Annotated in this window: 12 protein-coding genes; 4 read left to right on the top strand and 8 right to left on the bottom strand. The window is 54.4% G+C overall.

All coding sequences use genetic code 11. The features are described from left to right. Positions 1–93 precede the first annotated feature (93 nt). The 4 genes from KNO58_RS09660 to dnaE form a co-directional block, all read right to left on the bottom strand. A complete protein-coding gene (locus KNO58_RS09660) occupies positions 94–1,029 on the bottom strand; it encodes an acetyl-CoA carboxylase carboxyltransferase subunit alpha (protein ID WP_214753416.1) in 936 nt (311 codons plus the stop codon). Beyond that, on the bottom strand, positions 1,022–1,876 hold the full coding sequence (gene accD / locus KNO58_RS09665) for an acetyl-CoA carboxylase, carboxyltransferase subunit beta (protein ID WP_214753419.1): 855 nt from the start codon (positions 1,874–1,876) through the stop codon (positions 1,022–1,024). The genes KNO58_RS09660 and accD overlap by 8 nt, the downstream gene beginning before the upstream one ends. Positions 1,877–1,890: 14 nt before the next feature. Further along, entirely contained in the window at positions 1,891–2,445 is a 555-nt protein-coding gene (locus tag KNO58_RS09670; RefSeq protein WP_021065617.1) for a FadR/GntR family transcriptional regulator, read from the bottom strand. 74 nt (positions 2,446–2,519) lie between these two features. Beyond that, positions 2,520–5,690, bottom strand: a complete 3,171-nt coding sequence (gene dnaE / locus KNO58_RS09675) for a DNA polymerase III subunit alpha (protein WP_214753420.1) — start codon at positions 5,688–5,690, stop codon at positions 2,520–2,522. A 103-nt stretch (positions 5,691–5,793) separates the two neighbouring features. Here dnaE and KNO58_RS09680 point away from each other — a divergent pair, with 103 nt between their 5' ends. Further along, positions 5,794–5,985 (top strand): YtzJ family protein, encoded by a 192-nt coding sequence (locus KNO58_RS09680; RefSeq protein ID WP_214753421.1) that lies wholly within the window; start codon positions 5,794–5,796, stop codon positions 5,983–5,985. Positions 5,986–6,003: 18 nt separating this feature from the next. On the opposite strand, the gene KNO58_RS09685 is transcribed toward KNO58_RS09680, so the two are convergent. Beyond that, positions 6,004–6,969: a DHH family phosphoesterase gene (locus tag KNO58_RS09685; RefSeq protein WP_214753422.1), complete on the bottom strand. Its 966-nt coding sequence runs from the start codon at positions 6,967–6,969 to the stop codon at positions 6,004–6,006. Between the two features lie 77 nt (positions 6,970–7,046). Here KNO58_RS09685 and KNO58_RS09690 point away from each other — a divergent pair, with 77 nt between their 5' ends. After that, entirely contained in the window at positions 7,047–7,361 is a 315-nt protein-coding gene (locus KNO58_RS09690) for a YtpI family protein (RefSeq protein WP_251026169.1), read from the top strand. Between the two features lie 45 nt (positions 7,362–7,406). Here KNO58_RS09690 and KNO58_RS09695 read toward each other — a convergent pair whose 3' ends face one another. Further along, the gene (locus KNO58_RS09695; RefSeq protein WP_021065612.1) at positions 7,407–8,717 is read right to left on the bottom strand and encodes a DRTGG domain-containing protein; all 1,311 of its coding nucleotides are present in this window, start codon (positions 8,715–8,717) and stop codon (positions 7,407–7,409) included. Between the two features lie 161 nt (positions 8,718–8,878). Between KNO58_RS09695 and KNO58_RS09700 the strand changes: the two genes are divergently transcribed. Continuing rightward, entirely contained in the window at positions 8,879–9,976 is a 1,098-nt protein-coding gene (locus KNO58_RS09700) for a M24 family metallopeptidase (protein WP_214753424.1), read from the top strand. Between the two features lie 43 nt (positions 9,977–10,019). Here the strand turns inward: KNO58_RS09700 and KNO58_RS09705 are convergent, their stop codons facing one another. Both KNO58_RS09705 and KNO58_RS09710 read right to left on the bottom strand, forming a co-directional pair. Then, positions 10,020–10,742, bottom strand: a complete 723-nt coding sequence (locus KNO58_RS09705) for a metallophosphoesterase family protein (RefSeq protein ID WP_214753426.1) — start codon at positions 10,740–10,742, stop codon at positions 10,020–10,022. A gap of 13 nt (positions 10,743–10,755) precedes the next feature. Further along, positions 10,756–11,481 (bottom strand): SDR family oxidoreductase, encoded by a 726-nt coding sequence (locus KNO58_RS09710; protein WP_214753443.1) that lies wholly within the window; start codon positions 11,479–11,481, stop codon positions 10,756–10,758. Positions 11,482–11,664: 183 nt separating this feature from the next. Between KNO58_RS09710 and KNO58_RS09715 the strand changes: the two genes are divergently transcribed. Then, a complete protein-coding gene (locus tag KNO58_RS09715; RefSeq protein ID WP_021065608.1) occupies positions 11,665–12,102 on the top strand; it encodes a universal stress protein in 438 nt (145 codons plus the stop codon). Positions 12,103–12,145 lie beyond the last annotated feature (43 nt).

Genomic DNA, 12,145 nt, shown 5'->3' on the forward strand with positions numbered 1-12,145 from the left:
AACACAAGTATGTGAAAAAAAAGCATAGGGTGTGCTCAAAAGCAGTCAACCCGTGAGTGAATTAACGTGAACGCAAAGCGATTGTTAACGTTTTCACGAGCCAATTGTGCCAATTTCATGATATTTGGCAGCGCGCCCTCGCAACAACTCATTTTGAGTCCGCCCTCGCAACTCGGTCATGTGTTGTGCTAATACAGGCTTTAAGAGTGATGACTGTAATGACACATCGATATGGGCCCCACCGAACACCTCAGTGACGACTTCATCGACAATCCCTAAATTCAACAAGTCTTGTGCCGTAATCTTCATCGTTTCCGCTGCACGTTCCGCAAGCTTCGCGTCTTTCCAAAGCAGGGCAGCCGCGCCTTCCGGTGAAATGACCGAATACGTGCTGTTCTCGAGCATGAGCAAGCGGTCACAAACACCAATTCCGAGCGCCCCGCCCGATCCGCCTTCCCCGATGACAATCGAGATAATCGGAACTTTCAACGTCGCCATTTCGAACAGGTTGCGGGCAATCGCCTCGCTTTGTCCACGCTCTTCCGCCGCTTTACCAGGGTAGGCGCCTTTTGTATCGATGAACGTGATGACCGGACGATTGAACTTCTCGGCTTGCTTCATGAAGCGAAGCGCTTTGCGATAGCCTTCTGGATGTGGCATCCCAAAGTTGCGTTTCATGTTCTCTTTCGTGTTCCGTCCACGTTGGTGGCCGACAATCGTCACCGGGACGCCGTCGAGTGTGGCCAACCCCGCTACAATCGCAGCGTCATCATAGCCGTGACGGTCACCGTGCAACTCGATGAAATCCGGGAACAGACGATCGATATAATCAAGCGTCGTCGGTCGTTTCGGATTTCGTGCCAGCTGCACGCGATCCCACGGTTTCATATTCCCATAAATGTCTTTTTCTAATCGATGAAGCTTCGCTTCAAGGTGACGAATCTCACGAGATAAATCGATTCCTTTCGTCTCCGCCGTCTCGCGCAACTTCCCGAGCTGTTCATTCACTTCTTTGATTGGATCAAACATGATGGACCTCCCCGCCGTGTAACTCGATCATCTGCTTCAAGAACGAACGCATCTGTTCACGATGAACGACGGCGTCCAATTGACCCGCTTCTAATAGAAACTCGGCAGTTTGGAAGTTGTCTGGCAATTTTTCACGAATCGTCTGTTCGATGATGCGACGACCGGCAAAGCCGATCAATGCTCCCGGTTCAGCGACGTTCACGTCACCAAGCATCGCGAAACTCGCCGACACGCCACCTGTTGTCGGATGCGTCAAGTAGGCGACATAGAGAAGACCCGCCTCGTCATGTTCTTTCAAGGCGATTGACGTATTGGCCATCTGCATCAAGCTGACCATACCTTCTTGCATGCGGGCACCGCCCGAGGCCGTGAACAGGACGACCGGCAATCCGTCTTTCGTTGCGGTCCGGACCGCCGAGGCAATCGCTTCCCCGACGTAGGCGCCCATCGACCCCATACGGAAGCGGGCATCCATGACGCAGACGACGACCGGCAGACCGTCGATTGTGGCACGACCGCATACAATCGCTTCTTCAATCCCAGTTCGTTCCCTGTCTTTTTTCAATTTATCTTCATAATCTGGAAAATCAAGCGGGTTCTCTTTGACGAGCGGTCCCGCGAATTTTTCAAACGATTCAGTATCGACCAACATATGAATCCGCTCATCTGCACTGAGCGGGAAATGGTAGCCGCAATCACACACTTTATGGTTCTCATTTAACTGTTTCGTGTAATGCATATATTTACAAGATGGACATTTCGTCATCAAGCCTTGTGGTGCATCAATCTTTGGTTCTCGTTGACGCAATGGCATATATCGTTTAGGTTTCTTGAAAAAAGCAGTCATCGCTTCCCCCTCGTTCATTCCGGCATCCCCGCCCCACGCCACATCTCCAACAATCGTCTACGTTCGTCTTCCGTATATAGGTCGCCAGCGTCCGTGCCGTCATAAAACCGGTTCACTTCGCTCCAGATTCGAATGAACAGTTCATTCTTTAATCCGAAGATGAGGTTTTGCCGGAAGGCGCGGTCCGTCTCAACACTCGACTCGAGCAACGCGATGCGTTCCGGGGTCGGTTCGACTTCCGTCAACGCCAAGCGCTCGAGCAAACGCAACATATCGACGATGTCCGACGCCTTCGTCTGTTTCGTGACGATGAACTCTGACAAGATTTCGATGTAACGGTGCCGATCCTGTTCGCACAAAAACGTGCCGCCGCCGTGTTTCGTCTCAACAATCCCTAGGAAGCTGAGCGCCCGTAATGCTTCACGGACTGAGGCCCGGCTGATGGACAGCGTTTCAGCGAGTTCCCGTTCCGACGGGAGACGGTCGCCCGGCTCGAGTGCGGCCTGGACGATTAACGTTCTGATTTTAGAAATGTTTTCGTGAAATGAGGATGCGTGTTTTCCATGCATCTGACCGTTCAACTCCCTTTTGGATGGCATTATCTCTAAAGTGGTCAGACCAATTAAACAGATTATACCACTTTTTATGACTTGGTACTAGTTCTCGTGCCGGGCAATTTCGAGTCGACCCGTTTCAACACGACATCCATATCGCCGAAGCGCTGCCTCAATCCGTGTAGCAATGCTTCTGTCGGATTGATGGCATACGTCGAGGCGAGTTGTTTCACGTCTTTTGAATCAGAGAACCGGCAGATGACGGGGACATCCCCTGGTGCCGTCCGCAACAGTTCTTCCAGGTCAGCGAACGACTCCAGACGCAATCGGACGAACAACGCTTGGCCGTGGAGCGGCCGGACGCGTTCGACGACGAGTTGGCGACGCCCATCGCGTTCATTCGGATGGACCTCGAGCAAGAGGACGTTCCCGACGTACAGCGAACGAGAAAATTGGGCGTACACGCGTGGGAAAATGACGACCTCGTCTTGTGAGACGCCGTCATCGACCATGACGACGCCCATCTCTTCATTCTTTTTCGTCTTGAACGTACGAATCGCATCGACGTAGACGACGATGAAGCCGCGTTCGCCGTTCAACACTTCATCGATCGTCACCGTCTCGATTGAGAGCGGGGCGACCGTCGTCAACGGCGAGTGGACAATCCACGTCCCGAGCGCTTCCCGCTCTTCCTCGGACCAATTCGGCTCGATTGGCGCCGAGCGCTTCAAACCGAGTGCGGACAGCTCATCCGGGAGCAGATGCGTCTCCGTCTCCTCGCGAAGCCGTTCGACGGCCTCGAACGCACGGCGGCGATCACCGTGATACATCCGGTCGAGGGCACCGGCTCCGAGCAGACGCCGCAACTTCGGCTGGTCTTTCGAGCCCCATTCCATCAGTTCAAGCAGACGTTTCACGTCGGTGAACTCGGTATGGTGTTCAATCAACCGCTCGACATCGCGTTTCGTCAAACCTTGGACGGCCTTCAACCCGAGTCGTACGCCCGGCCCTTCTAAAAAGGCCCCGGCTTGGCCATGCAGAACGTCAGGCGGATAGACAGGGATTTTCCCCTTCCGCAACATGCGCACGAGCTGATTCGTCTTGTCGTACGTGACGAGATAAAAAATCCGCTCGAAGTGTGCCTTCACGAAAGCCAAGCGATAACTGATCAAACTGTAGGCCACCGCGTGCGAGCGGTTGAAACCGTAGCCGGCGAACTTCTCGATCCACGAGAACACTTGTCGCATCGAGTCGCTGTCGAACCGCTCCGACGAACGTTCCAAGAAGCGGCTCTTTTCGACGTCGATGGCCGCCACATCTTTCTTGGCGATGGCTCGGCGAATCAAATCGGCCTCGGCATAGGAGTAGCCCGCAAGTTCTCGCAACAGGCGCATGACTTGCTCCTGATAGACGAGCACGCCGTTCGTCGTCCGCATAATCTCACCGACGACCGGATGGACCGGCTGATGCGGCATGCCATGCTTCCGCTTCGCATACGTGTCGATAAACTGCATCGGGCCCGGACGATAGAGCGACATCGTGACGACGATATCCTCGAACGTGGTCGGTTTCACTTGCCGGAGCGCTTGTTTCATCCCTTCCGATTCGAACTGGAAAATCCCGTCCGTGTCACCGCGGGCGAGCACCCGCAACGTCTTGGCGTCATTCAATGGAATCGTCTTCAGCGAGAACAGTTCGTCCGTCTCTCGAATGAGCGTCTCCATCTGACGGAGTCTCGTCAAGTTGCGCAGGCCGAGTAAATCGATTTTCAATAGACCGAGCGCTTCGAGATCTTTCATATTATATTGGGTCACTTGCTCCCCTGCCGTCGGCTGTAACGGGGTGACGTCATCGAGCGCGTCACGACTGAGTACGAGTCCGGCCGCGTGGACCGAGGCTTGACGCGGCAACCCTTCGAGCTGGGCGGCGATGTGCAACAGTTGCGACCGTTTCTGACTGCCGGCGAACCATTTCATCTTCGTCGGATTGGCCAAAATCCCGGCCAACCCGTCGTCTTTCACTTGTTTGCTGGCGGCCTGGCCTTCTTCGAGTGTCAGCCCGAGCGCCCGCGCAACGTCACGCAGCGCCGCTTTCGCGCCGAACGTCGCGAGCGTCCCGATTTGGGCGGCATGGTTGGCCCCATATTTATCGAGGACGTAGCGGACGACCTCGTCGCGCCGCTCATCTTCGAAGTCTAAATCGATATCTGGCATCGTGATTCGTTCCGGGTTCAAGAAGCGTTCGAATAACAGCTCGAACCGGACCGGGTCGACCTCGGTGATATGAAGCGCGAAACTAACGAGTGATCCGGCCGCGGACCCACGCCCTGGACCGACCTCGATGCCTTGCTCCCTAGCGAAGCGGACGATATCCTCGACAATGAGGAAATAGGAGGCGAAACCGGTCCGGGCGATGACGTCGAGTTCATAGCGGGCCCGTTCGATATATTCCTCCTGGAACAAGTCGAGCGCCTTCAATCGTTCAGCGACGAGACGCTTCAGTCGGTCGACCGCATGTTCAATCTCCGGAATCGACGAGGTCGCCTCTGGCAAGCGCTTGATCGAGACGAGGGATTCGAATTTGTCCAACGCCTCAAGCTCGATCGGGTCGAACCAATCGTTCATCTCGCTCGGCAGTCTTACATACTTTCCTTTCCGATGCACATCTTCTTGTGAGATGAGTTCGCCTTCACCGATGGCGACGATGGCGCGATACGCCTCGAAATCCTCCGGTCTCATGTAACACGTGTCCGGGGCCGGTACGAGTCGTGTCCCCAGTTCGTCACGCATCTCGCGCAATTGGCGGAGCATCAGCGTCTGTTCCGTCGTCTGCGGCGCCGGCAACCCGAGCCATAGTCGGTCTTCATTCACGTACCCGAGCAAATGGTTATAGAGGCGCCGGCGGTGAACCGGGTCGTTCGCTTTCCAGTTCTCCGGTAAGATGAGTACTGCCAGTTCGGTCGCTTCGGTCAAACCGTCGGCCTGGACGATGCGATATAGTTCGGGTACTTGTTCATCGGTCAACGCATAGACGAGGACGGAGACGTCGAATCCATCCATCCGTAGCGTCGTCCGCAACCCGATGATGGGCTTAACCGCGTAACGCTCACATAACCGGACGAATTGCGGCAAGCCATATAACGCATCGTCGGCCAAGGCGACCGCTCGGCTCCCCCGCTCGGCCATTTGGGCGACGTACTGTTCGAGCCGAATCGTACTTTGCATCAAGCTATAAGCCGATCGTACATTCAAGTGGATCACAAGAGTCCCCCTTTTCTTTTTTCACAATTGTCAAACTCATTTTGGCACTTGTCTGATACAATAATTATAGACAAAACTTCTCCTAAAAGGGGGTATAAACCGTATGATTATTAATCGGGGTAAAATCGCACGTGACAAGCTAGAGAATTTACAGAACGGCCAGACCGTCTTCGCCGACAGTCCGGAGATTATCGAACGACTCCGTCGCTATATTACCGAGTATCAACTCGATGTCGTCGAGGACGTGACCGACCGCGGTACGTGGTTCATTCCACAAGAAACGGATAAACGCTGAAGAGAGCTGACCAACGGGTCAGCTCTCTTCTGTTTCGAATGTGAACGGGGCCGCGACTTCATCGAGCGCCGTGATCACCTCGTCCATCTCTTCCCATTTATCGATTGTGGCACCGGCCGCCATCGGATGGCCGCCGCCGCGATAGCGTTTCGCGACTTCGTTGATGACCGGTCCTTTCGAACGGATCCGGACGCGAATCTCGTCCTTGTTCTCGACGAACATGACCCAACACTTCAGACCCTCGAGACCGGAGAAACTATTGACGAGCAACGATGCCGCTTCCGGTGTCGCGTGGAACGTGCGCAAGACGTCGGCATCGATTTTGACGTATCCGACGCCAGCCTCGGTCACGTTGACGTTTTGCAACACATAACCTTGGAGTTGCAACGTCGCCAAATTCGTCTTATACATTTGACGATACAATCGATTCGTATCGATGCCATAGTTAATCAGTTTGGCCGCGACTTCGAACGTACGTGGTGTCGCGTTGCGGAACTGGAAGCGTCCCGTGTCGCCGACGATTCCGGCGAACAACAAGAAGGCAGACGCCTCGTCGAGTTCAAGCCCCCACATCCCCGCAAGTTCAGCAACCATCTCTGAGGTTGAACTGACCGTCGTATCGACGATTTGATGCGTCGCATACGCATCCTCGTCCGGGTGGTGGTCGATTTTGACGACCGTTTTGCCGGCCAAGGCGTGCGGCCCATCGATTCGTTCATGGTTGGCCGTGTCGAGCACGATGACGAGCGCCTCTTGATACATCTCCGGTTCGACATGCTCCATCTTCCCTAAAAACTCTAAATCACGGACGATACCGCCGACGACATAGATTTTTTTCTCCGGATAGGCGACTTCGAGAATCCGCTTTAATCCGAGCTGACTCCCGAGCGCGTCCGGGTCGGGACGGACGTGTCGGTGAATCATAATCGTGTCCGCCGCTTCAATCAGTTTCAATATCGTTGCTGCCTCTGGCCAATGTGCCATTGCCATTCCTCGCTTTCTTGAACACTATTCTATGGTATGATGATAACAGATTACACGTCTGAAAGGGGTTTCTTCACTTGGGTCAATTAGTTATGATCGGACTCATTCTGTTTTCGTTAGGTGCTTACTTCGTTTCTAAACGACGCGCCTATTTGACGAAGACACCGTACCGGAAAGCGCTGTTCAACACCCAAGCGCTCATCTGGCTGAGTATGTTTCTCGCACTCTTCGCCATCAACCAAATGATCGGCGGGCTCGGGCTCGGCTCGACCATCGGTTGGATTGTCAGCATCGTCATGCTCGTCTTAGGCGTCGGCAACGCCATCGTCGGGTTCATCCGCTACCGCAAAATCTATCCGCTCGCGAGCGAAGAGCCAATCAACCAATCTTAATTAGAAACAGAAACGAGCTGATGATGGCATCAGCTCGTTTTTTTGTTAACGGTCGATCAGTTGTGCCGTGACGAGCGCCTTGGCGACGAGTTGCGTCCCTTGCGTCATCTCGACATCGACTTTCCCAAACTTCCGGCCCAGGTCGAACACGTTGGCCGAGACGCGGATTTGACTCTCGATTTGAATCGGCTTCATGAAGTAGACCGTGATATTCTCGACGACAAGGTCGCCTTTTTTCATATGGCGTAGACTGCGGGTCGCCCCTTCGACGAGCAACGTCGTCAACACCCCTGACGACGCCGTCCCCATATGGCTCGTCATCTGTGGCGCAACCTCGACGGTGAATGCCGTCCCGTTCGAAGCCGGGTCTTCTTTCAACTGGTTCGTGATCATGTTGTCGAACGTCTCACCGACTTGCGGTTGACGGTTGGCAAGCTGGAGCGCCTTCAACACGTCTTGGCGGCTGATGATGCCGAGCAGACGGCCATAGTTGTCGACGACCGGCAGCATCTCGATGCCTTCCCACACCATTTGGTGGGCCGCATTGGTGACACTCGTCTGAACGCCGACCGTGATCGGGCTCTTCGTCATCACTTTCTCGATCTCGGTGTCATGCGGCCGGTCGAGCAAGTCTTTCGCCGTGATGACGCCGACGACTTTCATCTGCTCGTCGATGACGGGATAGCGGTTATGTTTCGTCCGCTCGTTCAGTTCATGCCACCGTTTGACCGTATCGTCCACTTTCAAATAGAACGTGTCGTGTAGCGGGATGACGATATCCGAGACGAGTAGAATCTCTTTTTTAATCAAACGGTCATAGATGGCCCGGTTAATCATCGTCGCGACGGTGAAACTGTCATACGACGTCGAGATGACCGGCATGTGATACTTATCGGCCATCCGTTTCACTTCATCGGTCGTGTCGAATCCGCCCGTGATTAATACGGCGCCGCCGGACTGGAGCACGAGTTCATGCGCCTTTTCCCGGTTCCCGATGATGACGAGTGAGTCGACGTCGATATACCGCATCATCGCCTCAAGCTTCATCGCCCCGATGACGAACTTCGAGAGCGTCTTATGGAGCCCGTCTCGGCCACCGAGCACTTGCCCGTCGACGATGTTGACGACTTCCGCGAACGTCAGCTTCTCGATATTCTCTTTATGTTTACGCTTGATGCGAATGGTGCCGACCCGTTCAATCGTCGAGACGAAGCCTAAATTCTCCGCTTCTTTGATGGCTCGATACGCGGTTCCCTCTGATACCGCCAATTCTTTCGCGATTTGGCGGACCGAAATTTTAGATCCGACATCGAGCGACTCGATATGTGCTATGATCTGTTCATGTTTTGTTGTCATGTCACGAGTCCCTTTCCTCAATACATTTTCTGTCATCCTCAGTATACTGTATCAGTCGTTCTTCTTCAAACTGTACTACTGAAATTGTGACATTTCCTTTCCGTTTTGGAAAACGGTATAATGAGACAGAACGCCAACGAACGAGAAGGAAGGGAAACGAGTTGAATCAACGAACCAACCATATTGCACAATCTTTGGCCACTAAAGGATTAGACGCCGCTTTCGTCACGTCGAAAGCATCGGTCTTTTACTTTTCGGGAGTATATGCCGAGGCGCATGAACGGCTCATCGCCATTCTCGTCTTGAAAAACGGCACGACCGCTCTCGTCTGTCCGGCACTTGAAAAAGGAATCGTCGAGGCGAGCGACTGGAATGGTGATATCGTCACATACATGGACCACGAAAACCCATGGGACAAAGTCGTCAAACTGTTCCTCGACCAACAGATTATTCCCGAGCGTATCGGGATTGAAGGCGAGCACTTGACGTATAACCGTGTTGAACAGCTTCGCGCCGGCTTTGCCGGTCTGTCGATCGTCGACTTGACCGACGAGCTACAGGCGCTCCGCATGATTAAGTCACCGGACGAGGTCCGCTTGATGAAACGCGCCGCCGAACTCGCCGATATGGCGATTGAAGCCGGGATTCGCGCCTTGCGCGAAGGCGTGACCGAGCTCGAGGTCATCGCCGAAATCGAATATGCGATGAAGAAACAAGGTGTCCGCGAGATGTCGTTCGACACGCTCGTCTTATTCGGCGAGAACAGTGCCGATCCGCATGGCGTGCCCGGCAACAACCGCTTGAAGAAAGGCGATTTCGCCTTGTTCGACCTCGGCGTCATCTGGCAAGGATACGCCTCGGATATCACACGCACCGTCGTTTACGGCGAAGCGAGTACGAAACAACGTGAGATTTACGAAACTGTCCTCAAGGCCGAAGAAGCCGCCATCGAGATGGCAAACGTCGGTACGACGCTCGGCTCGATCGATATCGCGGCCCGCCAAGTCATCACATCGGCCGGCTACGGCGAATACTTCACGCATCGCGTCGGACACGGAATCGGCATCGAAGTGCACGAATTCCCATCGATGGCTGCCAACAACGATATGACGGCCCAAGTCGGGATGACGTTCACCGTTGAACCAGGCATTTATCTTCCTGGCGTCGGCGGCGTCCGCATCGAGGACGACATCGTCATGACCGAGAGCGGTCCCATCTTGTTGACGAGTTATCCGAAGACGCTCCAAGAAATCAATTGAGTCAACAAAAAGACCAGCCGCGCGCGGCTGGTCTTTGTCATGGTCAATAAAAGAGTCGGAACATGACGTCACGTTGTGGCACATCATTCCGTTCCATCGTTTCAAGAAACGCCCGCTTATCATAACGGACCGACCGCGGATGGATGGATAACCCTGTCTCATCCCACTCGAGGATGCCGTAACGGGCCAAGTCGTCGCGAGCAACACCGAGCGCACCGGGGTTGAAATAGTGTTTCGCCTCATCTTTGAACACGTGCTCCGGATGATGATGCCCGAAACAGATGACGTCCGCCTCATACGCCCCGTACAGCGCCTGCATGTTCGATAGCGTCGCCTCGACGATATCATGGAACGGTTCCTCGGTGATCGGCACGCCTCGTCTCTCGGTCGGGATATGATAATGGATACCGAACACCCGCGTACCCTCGACATCGCGTTCGATTGTGCGGGGCAACTTGAACAGCTCATCCGCATAGGCGGGTTTTAGCGTGCGTGCCACCCACTCATGGTGTGGTCTCGTGTGGGCATAGCTTTCGGGGTGCCCGTTCCCGGCCAACAGGGAGAGAACCGCCTCATCGTGATTGCCGGTGATCATGCGCACGCCGCGGTCGAGCAGACGTGCCATCACTTCGTTCGAGTCAGGCCCCATCGCAATCATATCGCCCAAACTCCAAATCTCGTCGACCTGCTGGCGGTCGAGCTCGGCCAGCACGGCATCGAGTGCGTGGACGTTCCCGTGGATATCGGTCAACATGGCCAATTTCATGTGGTTCCCTCCCTTATTTTCGATATTGATGGACGACGTTAACACCGCCGGTCACATCAATCACAGCACCTGTGACCATGTCGGAGTCGCGCGCGAGCAGGAACAGAATCATGCGGGCGATGTCTTCACCCGTCCCGTGCCGTCCGACCGGCGTCTGGTCGTCCGGTTCGGCCGCTTCGATTCGCATCTCTTTTTGCGCGCCGACGATATTACCCGGATTGATCATATTGGCCGTGATGCCGTGCGCCGCTTCCTCGAGCGCGACCGATTTCGTCAAACTGACGAGCCCTGTTTTAGCGGCTGCGAACGCAGACCGATGAATCCAACCCGGTGCCGTCCCGCTCTCCGGGAAGCCGTACGTGATGATGCGGCCGAACCGTTTCGTCCGCATGCTCGGGATGGCCCGGCGCATCAACCAAAACGAGGCCGACAAGTTGCCTGTGATGACCTCGTCCCATTCGTCGTCCGTCAAGTCGACGAGACACTTCCGTTCAAAGATGTATGGCCCGGCATTCAAGATGAGCGCGTCCGGCTCTCCGAATTTGGCCACTGCCTCTTCATATCCATTTAGGACAGCCTCGCGGTCCGTCAACGGGGCCTCAACCATATGTAGCCGTTCATGCTCCCAGTCGATCGGCTTTCGCTGCAAGACGCTGACGTGCCAACCTTCCTCCAATAATCGTTCCGTCACAATGCGGCCGATCCCTTTCGCACCAGCCGTGATGACTACATGTTTCATCGTCATCCCTCCTCTGTATCATCTTACCCGTTCCGCCTGCCCATTTCCAAACTTCAACCTGTTCCATCAGAAAGTTGTGAAAATTTCACACATTTCTGAAAGAACCGGGCGTGAATTTAGACAGAAGTGGTATACTATACATGTAAGCCGCACGTACATTTCAAGCGAAAGGTTGGGATTTACATGGCAATTGTCTACAAACATATTCTATCTGCCGTCGACGGCTCGAAAGAGGCCGAACGCGCATTTGAAACAGCAATCGACGTCGCCCTTCGAAACGATGGCAAACTGTATATCGGTCACGTCATCGATACACGGACATTCGCCACGGTTGAAGCGTATGACCGGACGATTACCGAGCGTGCCGAGACGTATGCGAAAGAACTGCTCGAGGATTACGTCAATCGCGCGAAAGAACGAGGCGTCAAAGAAGTGGAGACGGTCATCGAGTATGGTTCTCCGAAAGTGACGATCGCTAAAAAGATTGCACCGAATCACGACATTGATCTTATTATCTGTGGAGCGACCGGATTGAACGCCGTCGAACGCTTCTTCATCGGTAGCGTCTCTGAAAGCATCGTCCGCTACTCGAAGTGTGACGTTCTCATCGTCCGCCAATAACGAATCAAGGGCCAGCGTGCATGCGTTGGCCCTTTCGTGTGGA

The sequence above is a fragment of the Exiguobacterium sp. J17977 genome (assembly GCF_018616375.1).
Classification (GTDB): domain Bacteria; phylum Bacillota; class Bacilli; order Exiguobacteriales; family Exiguobacteriaceae; genus Exiguobacterium; species Exiguobacterium mexicanum.

Excerpts from the sequence above, each read along its gene's own strand:
- KNO58_RS09660 (WP_214753416.1), bottom strand. The coding sequence starts at position 1,029 with ATGTTTGATCCAATCAAAGAAGTGAATGAACAGCTCGGGAAGTTGCGC.
- accD (WP_214753419.1), bottom strand. The coding sequence starts at position 1,876 with ATGACTGCTTTTTTCAAGAAACCTAAACGATATATGCCATTGCGTCAA.
- KNO58_RS09670 (WP_021065617.1), bottom strand. The coding sequence starts at position 2,445 with ATGCATGGAAAACACGCATCCTCATTTCACGAAAACATTTCTAAAATC.
- KNO58_RS09680 (WP_214753421.1), top strand. The coding sequence starts at position 5,794 with ATGATTATTAATCGGGGTAAAATCGCACGTGACAAGCTAGAGAATTTA.
- KNO58_RS09685 (WP_214753422.1), bottom strand. The coding sequence starts at position 6,969 with ATGGCACATTGGCCAGAGGCAGCAACGATATTGAAACTGATTGAAGCG.
- KNO58_RS09695 (WP_021065612.1), bottom strand. The coding sequence starts at position 8,717 with ATGACAACAAAACATGAACAGATCATAGCACATATCGAGTCGCTCGAT.
- KNO58_RS09705 (WP_214753426.1), bottom strand. The coding sequence starts at position 10,742 with ATGAAATTGGCCATGTTGACCGATATCCACGGGAACGTCCACGCACTC.
- KNO58_RS09710 (WP_214753443.1), bottom strand. The coding sequence starts at position 11,481 with ATGAAACATGTAGTCATCACGGCTGGTGCGAAAGGGATCGGCCGCATT.
- KNO58_RS09715 (WP_021065608.1), top strand. The coding sequence starts at position 11,665 with ATGGCAATTGTCTACAAACATATTCTATCTGCCGTCGACGGCTCGAAA.